Origin of the sequence: Okeania hirsuta, from assembly GCF_003838195.1 — a bacterium.
GTDB classification, from domain to species: domain Bacteria; phylum Cyanobacteriota; class Cyanobacteriia; order Cyanobacteriales; family Microcoleaceae; genus Okeania; species Okeania hirsuta.
The window spans coordinates 1-22977 of sequence record NZ_RCBY01000130.1; the positions used below are offsets into that span (position 1 = coordinate 1).

Below are 22977 nucleotides of genomic sequence, written 5' to 3' on the forward strand. Positions count from 1 at the left end.
CTCTTGGTCGATTGGATATGGCGAGGAGACCCGTTCTTACAGACCCGCTCCGAAGATCTCCATCCCACCCTTCGGGAAGCTGCGCTAACGACCGCTTGTTTCTCTTTTAAAGGAGAGGCTTTAAACCTTAATGATTCGGTAAGAAGGAAGAAAGAAGAAGCAATTATTCATAATTAAGAAGAAGGAAGGTGAGAAAGTATTATGTTATCTATATTAATAGAAAATAATACCAAATTCAAAAAAGTTCGTTACATCTTAATTTGTGATTTATTCGTACAATAAAAAAATGATAAGTTCCATAGTAAGCATTCAGCCGTCAGCTATTAGCTATCAGCTATTGCTTTTGGTGTAGTTTCAAAGCTGTATTAGGCGTTGCTGATTCTGGGTATGATTTGATAATTTTGTATTTGGGATTTTTGATTTTGGATGGTTTGAACTACTTGTTAATATTAACTTTTCCCAGATCCGGTGTTCCCTGTTCCCTGTTCCCTATAAACCTACTTTCATACCTTAATTCAGCAATGCCCTGTATTAATCTAGTCAGAGTTAAATCTTATGACAAAATTTTTAAATTCTATATTCATTTAAACTCCTTCCTTAAAGGTAAGTTATTATTGTTGATAGCTGACAGCTAATAGCTGAATGCTTACGTTCCATAAATTATAAAAATTCAACTTTTTCCCTGTTTTTTATTATGTTTTTCGGGTGGATATCATATTTGCAAAAATACTTTTTTCGGCATTGGTGATTTTGGCTATGATTGTGCTTTAATGGCAATTGCCAAACTATTAACTGAAAAGCATTTTATATTTAGCAAAATTTAGGTTTCATAGCTTGATTAACCAACGCCATTTTTTCCTATATATTCCCTGTTACCTGTTGCCAGATGAGCTGTTGCCTAAAAGCGATAAATTTTTGGCTTTATTCAAAATTGAGATGCACCCTGTTTTTCTTTCCCTGTTCCCTGTTCCCTATCAGACTTTGATATATGAATATCTTTAAACATAGAACTTATAAATACCTAATTATCACCTTAATTACTTGTTTGATTATTACTGTAATTACAGACAGAATAATTAATTCAGCTACTAAAACAACTATTCCTCAAGTCACTTTTTTAGGAGAGGTAAACTTTCCCACAAAATTAAAATTTAAAAATACAGAAGTTGGTGGGCTTTCTGCCATAACTTACAATCCAGAAAAACAAATTTTTTACGCAATTTCTGATGACCGTAGTAGCAAAGCACCAGCTCGATTTTATACTCTGAAAATTGACCTAGAGCAAGATAAAATTTTAGAGGAAACTGTAACTTTTACAGATGTCACAACTTTATTGAATGAAACAGGTAAACCATTTCCCGCTTTGAGTATTGACTCAGAAGGAATTGCTTTTACAGGAGAGACTTTATTGGTTGCTTCTGAAGGAGATAGGAAACGTCAAATACAACCATTTATTAGAGAATTTTCTCTCACAGGTAAACAACTACAAAATTTGCCAATCCCTGAAAAATTTCTCGTAGAAACAAACAATGGAGTTAGAAATAATCTGGCTCTTGAAAGTTTAACTATTACCCCTAGTCAAAAATATCTCTTCACCGCTACAGAAAATGCTTTAGTTCAAGATGGCAAAGAACCAACTTTTAGTATGGGTAGCTACTGTCGAATTATAGGGTATGATTTGGCTAAAGGTCAGCCAGAAACAGAATTTCTATACATCACAGAACCTATTGCTACTAATTCTAATAATGTAGGTGGTTTTAGTACCAATGGTTTAGTCGATTTACTTGCGTTAGATGATACTCATCTTTTAAGTTTAGAACGGTCTTTTTCCCTAGGAACAGGAAATGTAATTAAACTTTTCCAAATAGATTTATCAGATGCAGATAATATTCAAAAAATTGATGGTTTAAATAATCAAATTACTGATATTTCTCCAGTGCAAAAAAAATTACTCTTAGATTTCAGCACTCTAGAAATAGTCTTAGACAATATTGAAGGTATAACTTTTGGCCCAAAATTGGCAGACGGTCAGCGATCGCTCATCCTAGTTAGCGATAATAATTTTAACCCTCTACAAATTACTCAGATTTTGATATTTAGCACTAATCTTTAGTTAGCAGTCAGTAGGCGAAATAAAAACTATAGTGCTACAGTATATTTAGGGTAGACTATCTGTTTAACTATTCAGTAGTGGTACTTAGACATTTTATCGTAGGAAAAATGCGTCAAATTCAGTCTAGACAAGGAAATTACGTCGATGCCTTAAAAATGGCTAGAACCCCTGGTTATTCAGGATTTATGCCTTTTTGACGTAAAAGCCTCTGCCCATCTATATTTGATCCTATTTTCTGGCTTTATTTTGTGTAAGTACCAATAGTCAGTAGTGATGTGGAAATTTATAAAACTTACTGACCAACCATATCAAGCAGCAAAATAAAAACTATAGTGCCATAGTATATTTAGGGTAGACTACCTGTTTAACTATTCAGTAGTTAATCAGGGCTATTTCATTCTAAACTTTGCCATTTTATGTATTGACGAAACCACGTTATTTACAGCTTTAGGAAATTTATCTTTCGCTGTCTGAAAATCAATAAATTCATTGTCAAAATCTAGAATGAAATGACCCTGGTAGTTAATCGTCAGTAGTGATGTGGAAATTTATAGAACTTACTGACCAACCATATCAAGCAGCAAAATAAAAACTATAGTGCCATAGTATATTTAGGGTAGACTACCTGTTTAACTATTCAGTAGTCAGTAGTGATGTGGAAATTTATAGAACTTGCCGACCAACCATATCAAGCAGCAAAATAAAAACTATAGTGCCATAGTATATTTAGGGTAGACTACCTGTTTAACTATTCAGTAGTCATTAGTGATGTGGAAATTTATAGAACTTGCCGACCAACCATATCAAGCAGCAAAATAAAAACTATAGTGCCATAGTATATTTAGGGTAGACTACCTGTTTAACTATTCAGTAGTCAGTAGATTTACTGTTTCAGCCCTAATATCTGACCTCGGCAATTCCGTTAAAAGATTAAGTATCAAAACCTTACTATAGTCTCAGGTTTCAGCTCTTAGAACAACACAGAGAAAAAAAATTTAGAGAAATGCTTGACAAATAAAAAGAAAAACCCCATAATAGTACATGGCTTGAAAATAAGGGACTGTAGTTCAACTGGTTAGAGCACCGCCCTGTCACGGCGGAAGTTGCGGGTTCGAATCCCGTCAGTCCCGTAGAGAGACAACTTAAACCTCAGAATATACTGAACATCATACGAACAGTAACTGCTGTTTGGTGAAACTCTATATTTTATGATAAAAGTAGGGAATCAAATCAGTATCAAAATTATAGATTTTAATATCACTCTGGTAAAATTGATATCTTCTCAGATTGAGCCAGGATGTAGAAAAGAATCTAAAAACAAAAAACTAAAATAGAAATTGATATGAGTGTTAGAGTTCGTCTGGCCCCAAGTCCAACAGGAAATTTACATATCGGTACAGCCAGAACAGCTGTATTTAACTGGTTATTTGCCCAAAACCAGAAAGGAAAATTTATCCTCAGAATAGAAGATACAGATATAGAGCGATCGCGTCCAGAATATACAGAAAATATTATGGAGGGACTGGCCTGGTTAGGATTAGAATGGAATGAAGGGCCATTTTACCAGTCTCAACGGTTAGAATTATACCAAGCAGCCACTCAAAAATTACTAGATAAAGGATTAGCCTATCGCTGCTATTGTACAGAAGCAGAACTAGAGGAAATGCGGGAAGCTCAGAAAGCGAGAAAAGAAGCACCCCGCTATGACAACCGCCACCGTGACCTTACACCTAAACAACAAGCAGCTTTTGAAGCAGAAGGAAGACAGCCAGTAATTCGTTTTAAAATTGACGATGACCGAACAATTAACTGGAAGGACCTGGTTAGAGGGACAGTAACCTGGAAGGGCAGCGACTTGGGTGGAGATATGGTCATCTCCCGTGCTGCTAGTGTAAAGACAGTGGGACAACCCCTCTACAATATGGCAGTGGTAGTAGATGATATGGATATGGAAATTACCCATGTAATTCGTGGTGAAGACCATATTGCTAATACAGCTAAACAAATATTACTTTATGAAGCCCTAGAGGGAAAAGTACCAGAATTTGCTCATACACCTCTAATTCTTAATCAAGAAGGACGCAAACTGTCAAAACGGGATGGCGTAACTTCAATTTCTGATTTTAAAGAATTAGGTTTTATCCCGGAAGCACTAGCAAATTATATGTGTTTGCTTGGGTGGACGCCTCCAGACTCAACCCAAGAAATATTTACCCTGACAGAAGCAGCTCAAAACTTCACTTTTGAGAGAGTGAATAAAGCGGGAGGTAAGTTTGACTGGGATAAGTTGGATTGGATAAATAGTCAATATTTACATAATTTACCAGTAGCAGAACTGACTGATAGATTAATTCCCGTATGGCAAAAAGCAGGATATGAAGTAGACCCACAGAGCGATCGCCCTTGGTTAGAACAATTGGCCGCATTGATTGGACCTAGCTTGACTCGCCTCACAGATGCAGTAGAAATGAGTAAGTTATTCTTCTCCCCCACTGTAGAACTGGATGCAGAAGCAACTGAACAAATGCAGAAAGAAGATGCTGTAAAATCTATTAATTCTATTATTGAGGGGATAGATAGTGATGCACCTCTGCGAGTGGGTGATGCACAAAAAATTATTAAAAGGGTGACTCAGGCAGTTAAAGTTAAGAAAGGCATTGTCATGCGCTCTCTAAGGGCGTCTTTAACTGGTGCCATGCAAGGACCAGATTTAATTCAGTCATGGTTACTCTTGCATCAAAGGGGTTTTGATATATTACGCTTCAAAAAAGCTATAGGTCAGCAGGTTGAAGAAAGCAAAAAAGTAGATGCTCCGGATAATAGTAATAAAGGGTTTGCTGAAATAAAAACAGCAACTTCAAAAACTTCTGTTCCACCAAAACAACAAGCTCAGAAAATAAAAGCATCAGTTACTCTTGATGGTGAGTCTCAAAGTGTTAAACCAACTATAGATCAAGCACAAGCAACAACTCCAACGGGTAAGTCTCAAGTTGTTGAACCTACTGTAGAGAAACAGAAACAAACTACGACTCCCAAAGGTGAGTCTCAAAGTGTTAAACCAACTACAGATAAAGCACAAGCAGCAACTCCGAGTGGGGAAGCTAAAACAGTAAAACCTGCTGTAGAAAAGCAAGCAACAGCAACTCCCAAAGTTCCCACAACTCCAACTACGGTAAAACCGACTGTAGACAAGCAACCAACAGCAACTCCTACAGTCCCGACAACCCAAGCGGGAGAAACTAAAGCTGTAAAACCGACTGTAGAAAAACAAACATCAACAGAAACTCCTACAGTCCCGACAACCCAAGCGGGAGAAACTAAAGCTGTAAAACCGACTGTAGAAAAACAAACATCAACAGAAACTCCTACAGTCCCGACAACCCAAGCGGGAGAAACTAAAACGGTAAAACTTGCTGTAGAAAAGCAAGCATCAACAGAAACTCCTACAGTCCCGACAACCCAAGCGGGAGAAACTAAAACGGTAAAACCTGCTGTAGAAAAGCAAGCATCAACAGAAACAACTCTTACTACAAAACCGGAAACCGTAGAACAACAAGTTGCTGCTCAAGTTGAAACTTCAACCTTGGATGACCAAAAGTCTGTAGACACAACAACTAATGAAACCGTTGAGAGTGATCGACTACAAAAGATTAAAGAAAAATTGATTAATACTTTTGCTAACTTTCCTGATTACATTAGTCAATTCTATCAAACATATCAACGTCAGCTTAAAGTAATTGGTTCGCTGATCTTAATCATATTAATCTTCAGATTAATTCTTGGTTTCCTAGAAGTTTTAGAAGGAATTACTACTTTATCAATTAGCTTTGAGTTGATAGGTATGGGATATTCAGTATGGTTTGTTTACCGTTATTTGCTGCGGAAATCTAATCGGCAAGAATTATTAGATAAAATTCAAGGTATCAAAGCAGAAATTGTGGGCAAAAAGTCTTAAACTTCTAATAGTTTCAGATACTGAAAACAACATGGGGGAAATTAAAAATCGAAGTAAACCAGAAAAATGTTTGTTTCAAATTCCCCCAATAATTAGGGTTTGCTGAAAAAGTCTTTTTTAAAGAGTAGGGAAGTAGGGGAGTGGGGGAGTAGGGGAGTAGATAGTAGTTAGGAGGAAGGGGGAATAGAATTTAAATAGGAGGTATTCATATATATTTGTTCCTTGATTTTTATACAATTATTCTGGTTTTTATGCTAAATTTTTGAGGGTTTTAGGCTGAAAATCTGGCACTTTTTTCAACCCAAAAAGAGTTTTAGCTAATATCAATCAATGCTTTGAGATTTAATCAGCAGAGCAATAATTATTTTGTAAGCATTTCCTGTGGAATGCTGCGCAAACAGCTATTCGCGGTCAGCTCTTCCTAGATCATGCTACGCAAACAGCTTTTTAATAAATGAAGCAAGCATTTGCTTAACTTCTGCGACATTTTTAAACAAAGAATTGAAGCACAAGAACAGCAAGCTTAAATTCTCCACTAAAATTAATAAAGCTGATAGCTGATAGCTGACTGCTGAATGCTTACATTATTTTGAATTTCTTTATCCGAAAACAGCACTCTAAATGAATAAAAATAAACGAAGAAAAACAATATTATTTTTAGTAGTATTATTTTCATTAGCTGGGATACAGAAAATCAGTCCTGTTTTATCCCAAGATTTACAATTGACACCTATATTTGAAGATGTAAATCTGTATCCAAAATCTCCTCAAAACCGAATGATTATTAGAGGATTAAGTGGAGGTCCTGTATCTGCAAAAGAAACAACAGGCAGAAATGACACGGTAACTGGACCTTGCGTAGGTTTTATTGATCGAAAACCAGATCATAGATTAATTTTAAATGGTTTTTTTCAATCCCTGAAACTTGAAGTTAAAAGTAGTGAAGATACAACTTTAGTAATTAGAGGTCCTGGGGGTAGTTGGTGTAATGATGACTTTGAAGGAAAAAATCCTGGAATTATGGGTCAATGGTTTTCAGGTACTTATGAAATATGGGTAGGTTCTTACCAAAGAAATAAATATTATCCTTATGTTATTAAAATTACTAAAGAAGAAGATTGATATATTCTCTGGGGTGAAGTTGTGGAGATTTTCATTTAAAAAATAATTCTTGATTGAGCGAAAAGAACAAAAGTAAAGATAATTTCAGTATTTATTTGGTACTGTCAGTTCTTAAATTTTATTTATAATTGACTCGTCCGTTAGTGTAGCTCCCCCTCCGGGGGAATATGATATTAGTCTTCTATAAAATTACGCTTTTTTTCATCTTCAATCCACTTCTCAAAATACTTAATTTCTTTTTCTAGATATTGCTTGTGTTCCAGAAGGTCTATTGTATTAAAAATTGGCAGTAGTGATTCAAGATACTCTACGATTTTATGTGTTGCTTCAATATTCTTAGAGCTACTCAAAATATAATCTTCTGAGGAAAGTTCCTTATGATTCTTAACATAAGGTTCTATGGGAAGTTTCTTAAAATATTCAAAATTTTGATTGTACTGACAAAATAGATCGATAAATTGATAACGTCTTTCGTATGGAAATGTTGTAGTTACGCTAAACAATAATTGCAGCAAATCAATATCTGTATATCTATTTTCAATCACACTTTTTAGCAGTTGATTTTGTCTATCCTCAAAAACAACTTTCTCTTCTTCTGTTACTTCCAAAACAAATATTCTTTCCAGAATAGTATTTCTAAATCCAGAGTTAGATAATTCCTTTTCTCTCTGATAAATATGCTCAACTACTTGAGTGATTAATTCCTGGTAATTTTCATGTTTCCAAAGAAATGTATAGTTTAAATCATCTCGGAAGTTTGAGAACTTTCTTTCCTCATCGTATACCCAGTCAATATATTCAATTATGAAATATTGGTCAGCATCAAGAATGCGAATAAATATATCTTCAGAGTTAGATGAGTATCCCTTTATTTTTTGACTTGATAAATATGCTTGTTTTAGCAGATAAAGTTTTTCTTTGAATAACTCAATTAAAATATGATTGACCTGAGTGTAAGGATTAAATAAAAAATAGAAAGGATCGGGAAAATTTGTCTGTTCATTAATTTGACTCAGAATAATTTCTGTTACCTGAGCAACAACATTTTTATCTAAGTCACGATATTTGAGAAGAAAATCAAATCTTTCTGGTATTTCATCAAGTTTGCTTTCTCTATATAAGTTATAGAGTTTCTCCAAATAATCGGATGTAATTTTATCTTCAGGTAGTAAGTTGTAAAATCCAAATAACCATTTTCTTTTTGAAGCAAAATCAAATTGATTGAGCAATTCAAAAGCTTTTTCAACTCCAGAAATTTTAATTAATTTCTCAATTAATAGAAAATAATTAAGTTGAAATGGGTCGCCAAAATTGAGATAATATTTCAGTACATCTAAATAAAGCTCTGAATTTTCGCAGGAGAGAAAAATAAGTTCTGCTATTCTACCACTGGGAAATTCAGAATAGTAATGGTTTTTCTCTTTTGTTACAGCTTTTATCTCATGGCATTTAGCAAAGAAATCCTGATAATCCTTAAAATCGTAATTGGCAAAATATTTTTTGATTTGATTTTGCTTAAATTCCTTGTATTCTTTCCCGTCTAAATAGCAGTTGTTTCTCTCATTCCAATTATCTGAAAGTATCCTATACACCTCATAAGTTCCATTGAGAAATCGTTCTCTTATTTCATTATTAAATTCAATTTTACGAGACTCTAGAAAATCCAAATATTTCTGAACAATAAGACAATGATAATAATCTTGAGGATTTAAGTTATCTGTAAGAAATTTAAGCACTTCTACAGCATCTTGCTTAATAATTTCACCGACAGAAAACTTAGAATATGATTTACTATATTGATGAATTATATTGATTACTTCTTTCTCAAAAATATCAATCTGATAGAGCTGAAATATTCCCTGCCAAATTTTATTTCTTAAATCAAATAACTCCGGTGTAGGTTGTGGGGAAAATTGATGCCATAAACATAAAAATTCCCTGTTATTTTTCAGCTTAGGAGTATTAAATTGAAGATAGAGGTATTTTTCAGCAACACCAAAAAATAGTTTTGCGAATAATTCGTTTTTTCCTCCATTTACTTTTTCCAGTAGCTTATCAATAACTATCGACTGAGTAATAAATTGTGTTATGTAGGAATCACGTTCAAATCCAAACACCTCAATAAGAAGGCAAAAGACCTGTGGTAGTTCCTGTGGTTTTTTTGTCAGATATCTAAACAGCAAATCTATTGCAATTTTTTGGGAATTTTGTTCATCAGAATTACCAAATAAACTAAGTAAGTCAAGAATAGAATATGGTGGAATGTCAATATTAGAATTAGACGGAATATCTAAACTTGAAATATCTACTGACTCCTCTTCCATCTTATTAATTAAGTTTCTAGTATATGAAAGAATATTTGTCTGTTTATGTTTAACAAACCAAAAAAGTTTCATCAGTTGGATAAAACTTTTCTTATCTCCTCCTTCCTCATAAATTTTCCAAACTCGGTCTACCTCTGGACTAAGTATGTTGATAATCTCCTCACTATCAAAAGCACTTAAAACAGGATTAAGAGCATCAACAAAATTATATTGAAACTGAGGAAAGAAATTATCTAATAGAAAGGAAAAATTCAACAATTTCTCCTTTAAAAAAGTAAGATAAAACAGATATGTAGCTAGAACCTGGTCAGATATTCTGGCAATCTCATCTTCATACATATCTACTAACTCAAATTCATATAATTTACGAACTGCTTCCCAGAAAATTTCCCTGTCAATTTTGAATGCTGTTTGAATCTTTTCCATCATTTCATCCTTAGACTTATCTACTACTTGGAAAAAAGCGACTATACCAGCAACTTTCAATAAACTTTTATCCCTAAAATCTGTAATATCTTGTCTAATTGAAGAATAATATATATCGTAAATATCAGATATGTTTTTAATATCTTTGACAGTTTCTTATCCTTGTACTACTAAAGCAGCCATTATTGCCAGACGAGGATTACCTTGAACTATATCAACAATTCTTTCTATGTATAATTGATTCTGAATTTTGTATTCTTTTTTAACGAGTTGCTCAATTTGCTTATCTGTTAATGAGTCAATTTTTACTAGCTCTAAATTATTATAAGAACGCGCTACTTCTTTAATTTGCTCAACTGCATAGTCACGAACTGTAGCTATTATTTTAATTTGCTGATTTTCACGTTTATCCAGAAGAAGATTAATAAAATGCTTAAATTCTTTGACCCGATTAGCATCATCTACAAAAATTAGATAACTTCCCTCATCTGAAAAATAAACATGGATATCCTCAAAAATATCTCTTCCTTTATTAAAAACACATTGAACTTTGTACTCAGAATATTTCTCTTCAAATTTTCTACAACACTCTAAAACAAGTCGAGATTTACCTACTCCCGCTTTACCAGAAACTATAATTAGATTATTTTCCTCAAGTAGTTGTAATATTTCATTTATTTCGTCTTCTCGAAAGTAAAACTTTGTATCTAGAGGAGCAACATTTGTTCTTTCATTATAAGTAGTAATAAACTCATCAATATCAACTATTTGAAGAGTATCTACCTTAACTTCAAGATATCTTTTAGCAATACCAGAATAATTTTCGAGGTCTAAAGAAATAGAGTCAATACCATATATATCAAGCTCAACTCCATACTTCTGACATTCCTTTTTTAGAGAATTTTCTTCTTTTGTATCCAGAGTAGAATTATGGCATAAAACAATCTTTTCTATTTTTGTTATTGATATTCCAGTTTTTTCCTCATTAAAACAGTTGTGGAGGTCTGTCTCTAATTTTTTGTAAAGTTTTTGCTTCTTATCCCTTTTAGGGTTTGTTGTTGTATGCTCTCCCAAAATATACTTTCCATTTTCCAGAATAATTAAAGTATCTGGAGTTCCTTTTATTGATTTATCAGCTCCAATTACAGACCCTAATGATTTAATTTGGTGAAGCTGTTTAATTTTTTTATTAAGGTAAGCATCAGCAAGTTTTTGGAATGTAGCACCGTCTAATTCTTTAAGTTTATTTTGAATCTCATTAATTTTTGACATAGTAATTCTATACAGATAAAAATAATATATTATTTGTCAACCTAAAAGTAGCGATCGCCTCTCTCTATTCTCTCTATTTTAGCAATTAAATTTTTACTCTCAAGTGTCAAAAAGTAATATATGGACTTCCTTTTCTTATTTTTTTACTTCCCGATACAGACCCTAATGATTTAATTTACTTAACTTGTTCAATCTTTTTTGAAGGTAAACATCAGCAATTTTTTGAAACTCACCACTACTTAATTATTTGAGTTTATTTTGAAGTGTGATTAATTTTTTCAATAGTAATTTTATAGAGATAAAAATAATATCTTATTCACACACTTGAAAGTAGCGATCGCTTCTCTCTATTCTCTCTATTTTAGCAATACAGATAAAAATAATTATTCTTTCTCAACTTGAAAGTAGCGATCGCTTCTCTCTATTCTGTCTATTTTAGCAATTAAATTTTTACTCTCAAGTGCCAACTGGAGTTCATTTTCTGATTTTTTTTAGTTCCCGATACAGACCTTAATGATTTAATTTACTCGACCTGTACAATTTTTTTTGAAGGTAAACATCAGCAAATTTTTGAAACTCACCACCACTTAATTCTTTGAGTTTATTTTGAATTTCATTAATTTTTGACATAGTAATTCTATAGAGATGAAAATAATATCTTCTTCCTCAACTTGAAAGTAGCGATCGCTTCTCTCTATTCTGTCTATTTTAGCAATTAAATTTTTACTCTCAAGTGCCAACTGGAGTTCATTTTCTGATTTTTTTTAGTTCCCGATACAGACCCTAATGATTTAAGCAACTTAACCTGTTCAATTTTTTTATAAAGGTAAACATCAGCCAATTTTTGGAACTCATCACTACTTAATTCTTTGAGTTTATTTTGAAGTGTGATTAATTTTTTCCATAGTAATTTTGTAGAGATAAAAATAATATCTTCTTACTCAACTTCAAACTAGCGATCGCTTCTCTCTATTTTAGCAATACAGATAAAAATAATTATTCTTTTTCAACTTAAAAATAGCGATCGCCCTTCTCTCCTATCTCTATTTTATCTGAAATCTAGTTATACCATTATCCCACTCTCTACTTCCATTCAACCCAGACAAAAAATGTCGGTATATCCCCAGATAATTCCCACTCTTATTCTTCCTTTCTTATTTCTCTTTTCTCCTGAATAATACGATAACTAACTATCCAGAATATTTTGTAAAATTTTGCCCCTATAAATCTAGCTGAAAACTATAGCAGTCGAAAGAAAAGGCGCGGAAATATCAAAAGCTTAAAACTCAGACAACACAAAATTTTTTCTTCTGTCCTAGATAACTAAAGCCTTCTTCCTTCCTCTTTTTACTAACTTCAGACAATAAAAAAGAGCTAGAGATACTTACACAAATAAAACATCCCTAACTCTTAGTTTTTTTCCACAGATATTTTATAAATTTATCCTTTTTTTTTGGGTTTAATAACCCATCATCACTCGCGATTTTTACAATTGGTTGGGGTTTGTAGACGCGGAGCGGCTTGTCGAAGACTATCCCCTCCACTTTTTCCAATTTCAGTCTTTCTTCCTTCTTCCTTCTCCCTTCTTCTTTCTTCCTTCTTCTCACGTTTCAGAAGCAGAAGATTGACTGAGAAAAGGAGTCAAATAAGCAACCAAAGCACCAATCAGAAAAGCTGCAACATTACGAGTCAATGGCAACCAATCTGAAGTTCTCGTCACTACTGGACCAATCCCAAAAGCAATAAACAAAATTCCCCACAATGGAGAAAATATTAACGCCCACTGCCAAGAAAAAGCTTGATCCGGTTTCCGGGGTTGAGCTGCAAAACCACAAATTACTCCACCAAGAGCTGATGTAATTAAAGTTAAAATCCATTGCTCTCTTGGTAAACCAGGGACAACGTTACAACCACCTTGACGTAAACAAGTTTTGATAGATTCTAATGATTGGATAATAGATTGGTCTTCACCTTGGTCTCGCACAAAAAATTGATTACCGTAGCGAGTTTGTAACTCTACCCAAAATGTCCGAGGTAGAAATTCATAGAGAGCGCGACCCACATTAAAGTTCAAGATATTACCACCACGGGAGTCCGCTACTAACAAAACACTCTTATTATCAAGTTCCCAAAAATCTTTAACTGCTCTACCAGGAGTACGGTCAAATTGAGTCAAAACCCTCAATTTCCAGCCAGTTTCAGTTTCAAATTGCTCTAAATCTTTAGCTAATATATCTTCTTGAATGTCCGTTAAAGTTCTTGCTAAGTCAATAATTGGTGTTTGCTCTTCCGGGAGTAACTGAGGATTATCATAAGCATTGGCAACTCGAGGAGTTAGAGCAAAAATTGATAATGTCGCGAAAACTCCTACAATTAATACAGAAATTTTTTTTAAAAAGTTTTTTTTCATCTTATCTTTAGTTTTAAACTCAAAAGTGGACAGTAAATGCTTGTATTAAAAAAGGGTTCAGAAAAATCTCATATTTCTTTACATTTATTTACTTTAACTCACATTTATATAAAATGCGCAGCCAATGTTAATATTGTTGAAACTTTTGACTGAATAATACTGACTATTGGTAATACAAATAAGAATATAATTATGTATTAAAGATCACTATTTCTATTTTTTATTAAAATAATATGGGTCTAAAACCCAGCCTTTTAAGGGGAAATATTTTTGTAGAGTTGCTCAAATCCCCGTTATAAAAATAACTTCTGATTTCTGACTTCTGACTTCTGACTTCTGACTTCGTTAAGCTCACCTACTTAACATTAGAGTTAAGTAGGGCTTGCTGATTAAATATCAAAGCATTGACTGATATTGGTTTTAGCATTTTTTTGTCTAAAAAAATGCCAGCTTTTCAGCCTAAAGAGCTGCATAAAGCTAGTATTTTGGGACGATTATGGCAGAACAATCTGGGGACAATTTTTCCGACTACCTCCTCTATAATTCCCATTTCTCCTGTCTCCTGTCTCCTGTCTCCTGTCTCCTGTCTCCTAGCCCTACTAAAAGATTTATTCAGCAAACCCTAAGTAGCAGAAGTCTAAATTTAACTCAACCAACTTGCGGCCAAAGCAATTGCTAAAGCATCAGCAGCATCATCTGGTTTAGGAATCTCATCTAAATCTAATTCTCTTGCTACTGCTTGTTGCACATCAGACTTATCTGCATTGCCATAACTTGTTAGTGCTTTTTTAATTTGTGCAGGCGTAAACTCTATTAATGGAATTCCATGTTGGGCTAATACTAACATTAAAATTCCTCTAGCTTGAGCAACTAAAATTGTACTGCTCATGCGATAAAAAAATAGTTTCTCTGTAGCTGCTAAGTCTGGTTTAAAGGTATTAAATATCGTATGTAAATCTTCATAAATTGTGATTAAACGCTCGCCCATTTCTTGTTTTTTTGTAGTTTTAATCACCCCAAAATCAACCAGAGAAGTAGAGTCTATCTTGTCTGTTTTTGAATTATAAATACACTTAATTAACCCAAATCCTAATACTGCCAAACCCGGGTCTAATCCAAGAATTAATTTTTCCAATTTTAGACTTTTGATTCTTATAGTAAATTTGCTGGTTGTAGGGAATCTGATAAAATTATAAGCTCTTATCAAATATTACTTTTTGTCAGTTTTTCCGCTGTATAAGGAACACCAAAATTCCGAACATGAGTAGTAGTTTTAAAAGGAAGATGTCCGTAAGGGGCTGAAATTTTATATCCAATATTTTTATATCTATTATCCTTATCACCCCACCCTACTTGCTTGATAAAAATGTCAGCGATGTAGCTGCCGCTAGGCTCCGCCAACGCGACATCAAAAATCCCTGGTTTACCTCCTAATTTTATCCAAATCTGTTTTTGAATGCTAAATCCAAATTTGCCGTTACTATAGTTAATCCACAATTGATTAATTTTATTTAAGTCTTTACAGGGGATATTTTTGATATCTTCTCAATCAAATCGATACTGTTTTTCTCGCCCTACTAATGAAAGTAATATTCTTAGTGTTTCTTCGTCTGCTTCTTTAAATTTATCAGATGACAAGAAGTTTTCCAAAGCTGTGTAATCTATTTGTTTATCTATTGGAGGACGAGAAGTTATCCAAAAATTTATATTGGGGGATAAAGATACAAATTACAACAACAAATATGAATATACCAGTTCCTATCAATAATCCATTAGCTTCTCCTGTATAAAAATTTTTAACAGAATTTTGAGAAATAGGTTTTGCACCTGGAATATGTAAGGTAGAAATTTGAGATATAATTGCTTGAAAAACCTGAGACATTTGAGAAATAATACTCTGAGGTCAAAGCTGAAGTAATCTCAACCATTCTTTCACGGTTTGCAGGCGGTCTTCATGTCAAATTTCTATTCCTTTTATAATGGCATAATTGACGCGATCGCTGATTTTTTTATTAATTTGTTTTGGTTCTACTAATAGGTAATAGCTCATATTTAGCTTGTTTTCCCGTCAGTTTAAAAACCAATTTTTATAGCCATTTACTGCGAAGTTGCTGTCAGTAAATGGCTATAAAAAGCATTAATAGCCATAGCCATATTTTAACAACTAAATTTTCGTTTTGTCAGCAGGACTATGCTGAAGGCTAATATGAAATCCGGTTAAACAGTTCTCATTACAACCGAAGAGAAGCAATCTTGCCCCACATGAGATTGCTTCCTTCCACTCCGTTCCAGTCGTAATGACGAATACAGTGACTAATTACCAGGATTCTATATAACTGCTAATCGCTCTATCAAAAGATTTAATATTTTTAATTTTCTGAAAAATTACCCATAATTTAATCAAGATAGGAGAAGCACTGATACAAGTTTTTCATAATTGTTAAATAGCTAATTTTTCACCTCAAAAAAATCGCTTTTATCAATCTGCTTCTCCCTCAAAAATTCAACTACAATTAACGAAGATTAATTCTTAAATTATCCTTCTACCTCTGCTAATCCAAAGACTCGATTAAAAACCTTCTTTACCTTATCACCCGAATCAATACTTTCCAATGGATCTTTTCGTAGTCGATGTCGTAAACACATTGTAATCACACGACCAATATCTTCCACCGTCACTTCTGTCTTACCCTCAAAAGCAGCTAAAGCTTTTGCTGCACGGTTAGTTACAATATCTCCCCGTAAACCATCCACATCTAACTCAGAGCAAACTTGAGAAATTTTCACTCGTAAATCATAATCAACTTCCACTGATTTCAGCTTTTGTTGAGCTTCTACAAGCTTATCCTGTAATTCTTCCTGTTGTGTTTGGTAATTTAATAAAAATTCTTGAGAATTTTGGTCAAAAGCTGAACGTTGTTCAACAATTTGGACTCGTAATGAAGGGTCCTTAACAGTCCTAATTTCGGCGTGCATTCCAAATCTATCCAGTAATTGAGGCCGTAATTCCCCTTCTTCTGGATTTCCCGAACCCACAAGCACAAAACGAGCAGGATGACGAATAGAAATACCTTCCCTTTCTACAGTATTCCACCCACTGGCTGCTGAGTCAAGCAAGACATCAACCAAATGGTCATCTAAAAGATTAACCTCATCAACATATAAAATGCCACGGTTTGCCTTAGCTAATAATCCAGGTTCAAAAGCCTTGACCCCTTCTGATAAAGCCTTTTCAATATCAATAGTACCACAGACCCGGTCCTCAGTAGCCCCTAATGGTAAGTCCACCATTTGGACTTTTCTTTTCACTGTGGCAATTTCTTGCTGTTGTGCCAATCTATCTTGCACAGAATCGCTCATTAGATCGGGGTCTTGAGGATCGCTGTTGAAAGGATCGTCTAGAACAATGTCAATTTCTGGGAGCAGATCGGCTAAAGCACGGATAGTAGTAGATTTACCTGTGCCACGATCGCCCATAATCATTACACCCCCAATTTTGGGGTCAATTACGTTTAATAACAAGGCCAGTTTCATTTCTTCCTGGCCGACAATTGCAGTGAAGGGAAAAACAGCCCGAATTTTTGGAACGGCTGGTTTAACAGATGTATTTACCGTATTATTGGCTTGAGCGATTGGACTCACAGTAGACTCTAAATTCTGATTACTAATTTTTATTTTTGCACATTGACGGACAATTAGAGCTTCTTACTGTACTTTTATCTATAATCTATAATGTAAGGGAATAGATGAACAGAAATGTCTGTGCCATATTTGCGTAGCGCTATAGATAAAGTACTAGTGTATAAATTTAGAGAAAAACTTGAAGAAGATATTAGGTTTTAGGTGTCAGGAGAAATAATTAATTTAGTAAGAGGTCTTTAAGACACGAAGCTGCAAAACTCGGTATCCACCATAAATTCAAGACAATCAAATCAATGATTTGATGGGGGTCATAATTTTGAATAGATAATTCTTTCGTGACGTTATCTCTCGTTAAGCTAGCGCTATAACCAGGGATTCCCTTCCTCACGGAAAAGGGCTTCCTGTTTCAAAGGTTGAGCATCCTCTTCACCTCCAAAGGCTGCAACAATGAGACCCACCGCCGTTTTGTACTGTCCAGTTCTGTACTTACCTAGCTACCTTCAAGATTTTACTTTCTTACGGAAATTACTAGGACTCCTGAGTTGAACCCCAGAGCTTGAGTTGTCTCAGTTTTGCAATCAGGTGCGTATTACCGCTACTCCTGATAACATTAATTATAGGATAATTGAAGTTACTTTACTGTAGAGATGAGTTTTTTTTGCAGGTCGCGATTCCCCTCCCGTTAAATCGAAGATTATAACGGCAGACCCCTTGCGACATTTAGTTAGCAAATAAAATGATCTAAAATGCTTATGTTCACTCCTAGTATCTAGTATTGATAAAAATTATGACAAATCAAAGTTCTACTCCTGTAATTGTTAATGGTGCTGCGGGCAAGATGGGCCGTGAAGTAATAAAAGCAGTAGCAAATGCTAGTGACATGACTCTTTTTGGTGCAATAGACCGCCAACCTGAGTATCTTGGTAAAGATGCTGGCGAATTGTGTGGTTGTGGAGAGCTAGAAGTGCCAGTGATTAATGATTTACAGGGGATGTTAGTCATGGCCGCCCAGGAAAAACAACCAGCAGTAATGGTTGATTTTACTCACCCAGATAGTGTTTATGAAAATGTTCGTTCTGCTATTGCTTATGGTGTCAGACCAGTGGTAGGAACTACAGGTCTTAGTCAAGAGCAAATTCAGGACTTAGCAGAATTTGCAGAAAAAGCCAGTATTGGTACACTGATAATTCCTAATTTCTCTATTGGTATGGTTTTGCTCCAACAAGCAGCGATCGCCGCTTCCCAGCATTTCGATCATGTAGAAATTATTGAGTTACACCACAATCAAAAAGCTGATGCTCCTAGTGGTACTGCAATTAAAACTGCAGAAATGTTATCGGAGCTAGGAAAAACTTACAATGTACCTAATGTTGAAGAAACAGAAAAAATAGAAGGGGCCAGAGGTTGTTTAGCAGAGGAAGGAATTAGGATTCATAGTGTACGCTTACCTGGTTTAATTGCTCATCAAGAGGTAATATTCGGTGGGCCTGGTCAAATTTATACTTTACGACACGATACAACAGATAGGTCTTGCTATATGCCTGGAGTTTTATTAGCCATTCGTAAAATTCAATCTTTAACCAAACTAATCTATGGCTTAGAAAAGCTGCTTTAAACTAAGAACTACTGCGTCTACTACGTCTACTTTGGCGAGAACGAGTTGAAATATCGTATTCTAAAACTGCACCTATGCCAAACAAAATTGCAGTAAATACAAAAAATACCTCTAATAAACCCCCACTTTCATAATCTCCTTCAATGCGGGAATCTGACCACTTAAAATACATATCAGCAATGTAAAGTGAAAATGTAGCAGCAGCAATCATCCGCCAAGACTGAGAAAAACGTCCACCCCAAAAAGCTAGAAGTAAAGCAGTAGCAATAATTAGTAAAAATACATCGGCAATTATATAAAACAAGTTTATGCTATAAGCAAATGGTTCTAACTTCTGATCTATACTTAGTACCCAAGACGGAGCCAAATTTGCCGATACTTCTTCTATATCTACCTCTTCTAAGACTGAAGTATCTGGACTAGATAATATACCAAAAAATGAAGGTTCAGCGACCCAAATAGCCAAAGCAACTCCTGCAACTGCTACTCCAGCTAAAACTCCCCACTGCCAAAATTCTAGATTTAGCCGTTTAGAAGTGACAGCCAATGTCATGCCCCAACCAATGAACAAGTAAGAAAAAGTGTAGAAAATATCTGCTAGTGAAACATCGGGGTCTAGTTCCCAAAGTAGTTCCCAACAACCAAAAACCACACCAGCAATAAAGTAGAATAATAATCCTAAACCAATGCCCATCCATACATTGCGCCCACTAACCATTTGAGGACTTTGCCAATTTCTAAAGCAAACTATAGAAGCTAATAAGTAAGCTCCCAGTTCAAATATGTAAGTACCAACAGAGTACCAAAAAGGTAATTCTTCCCCTGGTAAAGGTACACTAAACAGGAGAAAAAATAATAGGGCAAGTACACCCCAAATAAGACCAGTAATTACAATAGTCTGGGCTGAGAATAAAGACTTAGTAAGGGTAGATGATTTTTCTGAAGTGCTGCTCATAGGAATATTCTCATCAAGCTTAACTTTGAACACATATTTTCTCTCCATTTTTCACCATTTTTAGTCTTTTTTTGAGATTTATCAAAGGTATTAAGGAGATAAAAATAGACTTACTTTATTTTTTTGACCGATCGATATTAAAGAAATAGACTTTTTTCATCAATCAAATTTAAATTAATGAATTTAACCTAGTCTTAATCAAGATTGGACAAAAAAAATATTGATAGACTATTTGATTTTAAATGCTGTTTAAACATATAAATACAATCTGATGCCAAACTTATTATGTAGCAACATTTTATTTAATTTAGAGCGACCAATATCAATTTTTAACCTAACTCCAGAAGTGATACTGGCAAACTTTTTAAATTACTTTATTGCCCATTGTTTACCTTCAGGAAATTGATTCAGCCAAGCCATAAACTGAGTTTTATCAGCACTAGACATAGATTCTAAGATTTCATCAATACCTTCAGCAAAATTGGAATTACCAAAATATTCTTCACCTAAATGATGGACTTCTTGCAGTAAAGTATATAGATGAACTTCCCGCCAGGAAGGTAGTGGTAATTTTTTCACAGGATCGACAGTTAACAAAGCTTTAGTTGCATCAGGAGAATCAGTGTTAGGAAAGTTTCTTTTCTGAAGAAGTTTGGTAAAATCCTTGTGAAAAGACTTTGCCTGTCGATTACCTAATAAATCTTCTATATCAAAGTAAAGAGCTTGCACTAGCAGTAAACAACCCTGAATAAAGGAAGGAGTAATGGTGTCCTCATCTTTTGAGTCTTCATTACTAAGTTGCTCTAAGCGGATTTTTCCCCAAACACTATATCGATCGGGTTCCTCTAGTAAAACACAAGCTTTACCACGATTATCTGTTAAATCCCGCCAGAAGGATCTAGCTTCTTCAGCTTGCTCGGCCTTAAAAAGACTGATTAAGCGAAAACTTTGCCCTTGATAACTAAGAATAGGGATCTGTTGATCCTTTTTTGGGTGTTGAATACTTGTAATTTCAACATCTTGCCTTTTCAGAATAAACATGACACTTTACATTCGACTCCCATAATCACCTGGGGTACTATTGGTGTAATTGTAATCTGTTTTATATTTGCTAACATTTGTTTACAAATACTTCCTGTTTCTAGCTAGAAGTATCGGCACCACCTAGTCCACAGGGTTTAACTGTCACACCTGACCACCAATCAAAAACACGATCTGACAAAGATAGAAATTTTTTTCCCTAGTTAGAATAGGTTTTATCAGCTTTCAAAGCATTTAGTAGATTCTTACCAATAATTTAATTAATCAATCCTCTGACATAGATTTAATTTTATATATATAATAACTATGATTTTCTATAAAAATACTACAGGTATTTTAGTAAGCACAACTTTAAGCTATACTTGGCACGGATACAACTTGTGATTTTTCAATCTATAAATGGTAGTGGTAAATAAGTAATAATTTTTACAGCTTACCTCCTGACTATGACAAGGATCTACTAATAAATATCCTTACATATTTATCACTACCCTATAAATAATATAACTCCCTCAAGCAAAAGCTAAAATTGTGGACTTATAAAGTATAGATATATTAAGTTAGTATGAGAGACTTACCATACTTTATCGGTAGTGTAATGTTTAAGAATTATCTCACCCCTTCCCTGATTACCGTGTGTGAAATTTTTCCATCACCAGACATAGTATATTTTTACAGATTTTCTCTTATACGATTACAATACTGGATTTACAAGTTTTCAAGTATCTTGCTCCTAAATATATTAATAACTGTCTAGATCAAATTTCTGGGAAATAAGGCCATAATTCATCTGAAACTGCTCTACTGAAATTTTTATGTGGGCTTCTTCGAGAACAAGCTATAGGTATTTTTACCTCAATGGACTACATATATAATAAATTCTACTCTCAGCACGAGTGTATTCTGCCCGATCCTCATAATCAAAATACTAGCGATCGCCGGATTTAGTATTTCTAGTCCATTTACTCTCAAGACACTTGTACTTAATTAATCTAAATATCAAAGATCGACTTGCGTATTTGGAGATTTGCCAAGTAGAATAATAAAGAGTAACCTCAATCTCATAGTTTAAAATTGGGTGCGTAACTCAGTTGGATAGAGTAGCGACCTTCTAAGTCGCGAGCCGCAGGTTCGAATCCTGCCGCACCCGTAGATACTGAATTTAAAAAATTCCTAGATACAGCAAGTGTTTTAGGCTTTCTCTAAAAATGATCAAACATAATTTTCATCCTACATTCCGCACTTGAAAGCGTAGTATAAAGGGCTAGTAGTCAGTAGTCATTATTTAGTAGTCATTAGTTAGTAGTCAGTAGGGAATGATGGTGGCTAATTATCTGGCTCCATCAAGTATTTCTGCTTAATTTATTTAATTTAATTTGGCTTTTGTCTGAGTTAAATAATGATTTATAGACTATAAATACTGAGCAACCCACTGATGTTTGTGGTACTTTATTATATGAAAAATTGATGTGCGGAATCTGAGTTTTATTTAAATCATTTATCATTTTTTATTAATCTTCGGTGGAGGGTAGTAGGGAATAGGGAATTGGGAATAACTACTATTTAACCCCTTGACTATTGGGTTTAATACTTCACACTTCACCTGGAGTACGCTAATTGTCATAGATATTTAATGCCCATAATAATTACCCAGATTTCTATGATTAGTTTCATGATAATTTTTGCTCGTCAAAACTCTAGGAGAAGCTCTAAATATTGAGATGAAACAAATTATGTAGATATGAGAATTTAAGCAGCAGTGCTATATTGCAGTTCAAAGTTTGCTTAGGACATTCTCAAATTCTTATACCAACCGTGAAAAAAAATGTTACGAATAATAAGTGCGATAGAATTAAGTTCCGCTGAGACGAACAAAAGATTTTAGAGGAGATGTCCCTTTGACGAAAAAGATAATTTATATCATGTCCGGATAATTAGTTATAAAAAAATTTTCTCCTTTTTCTCCTCTTCCTTCTTCTTCCCTGCTGATATCAAATCCGTTTAATTGGACATAAAAAAAATCTTCAATCGCCATAACTACGTTTATCTTTGTAATTCTTTCTCCTCCTGACTCCTGACTTCCCCTCCCCTCCTGGGAGGGG

Annotated in this window: 14 protein-coding genes, 2 tRNA genes and 1 pseudogene; 6 read left to right on the plus strand and 11 right to left on the minus strand. The window is 34.2% G+C overall.

The window, feature by feature from the left end:
• The first annotated feature begins 988 nt into the window (after nt 1-988).
• The 4 genes from D5R40_RS20010 to D5R40_RS20025 all read left to right on the plus strand — a co-directional run bounded on the left by D5R40_RS20010 (nt 989) and on the right by D5R40_RS20025 (nt 7190).
• The gene (locus D5R40_RS20010) at nt 989-2113 is read left to right on the plus strand and encodes an esterase-like activity of phytase family protein (protein ID WP_124145183.1); all 1125 of its coding nucleotides are present in this window, start codon (nt 989-991) and stop codon (nt 2111-2113) included.
• Nucleotides 2114-3169: 1056 nt separating this feature from the next.
• Nucleotides 3170-3243: transfer RNA gene (locus tag D5R40_RS20015), tRNA-Asp, on the plus strand.
• 212 nt (nt 3244-3455) lie between these two features.
• Nucleotides 3456-6068: a glutamate--tRNA ligase gene (gene gltX / locus D5R40_RS42730; protein ID WP_161564541.1), complete on the plus strand. Its 2613-nt coding sequence runs from the start codon at nt 3456-3458 to the stop codon at nt 6066-6068.
• A gap of 621 nt (nt 6069-6689) precedes the next feature.
• Nucleotides 6690-7190 carry a hypothetical protein gene (locus D5R40_RS20025; protein ID WP_124145184.1) on the plus strand — a complete coding sequence of 167 codons (501 nt, stop codon included), beginning with the start codon at nt 6690-6692 and terminating at the stop codon, nt 7188-7190.
• Between the two features lie 173 nt (nt 7191-7363).
• On the opposite strand, the gene D5R40_RS20030 is transcribed toward D5R40_RS20025, so the two are convergent.
• From D5R40_RS20030 to bchI, 8 genes and pseudogenes are all read right to left on the minus strand, one after another.
• The gene (locus D5R40_RS20030; RefSeq protein WP_124145185.1) at nt 7364-10000 is read right to left on the minus strand and encodes a hypothetical protein; all 2637 of its coding nucleotides are present in this window, start codon (nt 9998-10000) and stop codon (nt 7364-7366) included.
• A gap of 96 nt (nt 10001-10096) precedes the next feature.
• On the minus strand, nt 10097-11212 hold the full coding sequence (locus D5R40_RS20035) for an nSTAND3 domain-containing NTPase (protein ID WP_124145186.1): 1116 nt from the start codon (nt 11210-11212) through the stop codon (nt 10097-10099).
• Nucleotides 11213-11799: 587 nt separating this feature from the next.
• Entirely contained in the window at nt 11800-11952 is a 153-nt protein-coding gene (locus tag D5R40_RS35645; RefSeq protein WP_161565025.1) for a hypothetical protein, read from the minus strand.
• 863 nt (nt 11953-12815) lie between these two features.
• Complete coding sequence (locus D5R40_RS20040) at nt 12816-13622, minus strand: TPM domain-containing protein (protein ID WP_124145187.1); 807 nt, start codon at nt 13620-13622, stop codon at nt 12816-12818.
• A gap of 454 nt (nt 13623-14076) precedes the next feature.
• Nucleotides 14077-14241, minus strand: a complete 165-nt coding sequence (locus D5R40_RS35650; protein WP_161564542.1) for a hypothetical protein — start codon at nt 14239-14241, stop codon at nt 14077-14079.
• A gap of 24 nt (nt 14242-14265) precedes the next feature.
• On the minus strand, nt 14266-14757 hold the full coding sequence (ruvC, locus tag D5R40_RS20045; protein ID WP_124145188.1) for a crossover junction endodeoxyribonuclease RuvC: 492 nt from the start codon (nt 14755-14757) through the stop codon (nt 14266-14268).
• 68 nt (nt 14758-14825) lie between these two features.
• Nucleotides 14826-15329, minus strand: a pseudogene (locus D5R40_RS20050) (GUN4 domain-containing protein).
• Between the two features lie 828 nt (nt 15330-16157).
• Nucleotides 16158-17255, minus strand: coding sequence for a magnesium chelatase ATPase subunit I (gene bchI / locus D5R40_RS20060; RefSeq protein WP_240041626.1), 1098 nt, complete (start codon nt 17253-17255; stop codon nt 16158-16160).
• A gap of 796 nt (nt 17256-18051) precedes the next feature.
• Here bchI and dapB point away from each other — a divergent pair.
• Entirely contained in the window at nt 18052-18879 is an 828-nt protein-coding gene (gene dapB, locus D5R40_RS20065; RefSeq protein ID WP_124155102.1) for a 4-hydroxy-tetrahydrodipicolinate reductase, read from the plus strand.
• A gap of 1 nt (nt 18880) precedes the next feature.
• On the opposite strand, the gene D5R40_RS20070 is transcribed toward dapB, so the two are convergent.
• Both D5R40_RS20070 and D5R40_RS20075 read right to left on the minus strand, forming a co-directional pair.
• Nucleotides 18881-19834, minus strand: a complete 954-nt coding sequence (locus D5R40_RS20070) for a hypothetical protein (protein WP_124155103.1) — start codon at nt 19832-19834, stop codon at nt 18881-18883.
• A 369-nt stretch (nt 19835-20203) separates the two neighbouring features.
• Complete coding sequence (locus D5R40_RS20075; protein ID WP_124145192.1) at nt 20204-20875, minus strand: Npun_F0813 family protein; 672 nt, start codon at nt 20873-20875, stop codon at nt 20204-20206.
• Nucleotides 20876-21951: 1076 nt separating this feature from the next.
• Between D5R40_RS20075 and D5R40_RS20080 the strand changes: the two genes are divergently transcribed.
• Nucleotides 21952-22025: transfer RNA gene (locus D5R40_RS20080), tRNA-Arg, on the plus strand.
• Nucleotides 22026-22790: 765 nt separating this feature from the next.
• Here the strand turns inward: D5R40_RS20080 and D5R40_RS37885 are convergent.
• Nucleotides 22791-22977: hypothetical protein (locus tag D5R40_RS37885; RefSeq protein ID WP_205127670.1), on the minus strand; the 187-nt coding region annotated here is incomplete at its 5' end.

Bases quoted from the DNA above. Each gene is read 5' to 3' on its own strand.
- D5R40_RS20010 (WP_124145183.1), top strand. From the start codon at position 989: ATGAATATCTTTAAACATAGAACTTATAAATACCTAATTATCACCTTA.
- gltX (WP_161564541.1), top strand. From the start codon at position 3,456: ATGAGTGTTAGAGTTCGTCTGGCCCCAAGTCCAACAGGAAATTTACAT.
- D5R40_RS20025 (WP_124145184.1), top strand. From the start codon at position 6,690: ATGAATAAAAATAAACGAAGAAAAACAATATTATTTTTAGTAGTATTA.
- D5R40_RS20035 (WP_124145186.1), bottom strand. From the start codon at position 11,212: ATGTCAAAAATTAATGAGATTCAAAATAAACTTAAAGAATTAGACGGT.
- D5R40_RS20040 (WP_124145187.1), bottom strand. From the start codon at position 13,622: ATGAAAAAAAACTTTTTAAAAAAAATTTCTGTATTAATTGTAGGAGTT.
- dapB (WP_124155102.1), top strand. From the start codon at position 18,052: ATGACAAATCAAAGTTCTACTCCTGTAATTGTTAATGGTGCTGCGGGC.
- D5R40_RS20070 (WP_124155103.1), bottom strand. From the start codon at position 19,834: ATGAGCAGCACTTCAGAAAAATCATCTACCCTTACTAAGTCTTTATTC.
- D5R40_RS20075 (WP_124145192.1), bottom strand. From the start codon at position 20,875: ATGTTTATTCTGAAAAGGCAAGATGTTGAAATTACAAGTATTCAACAC.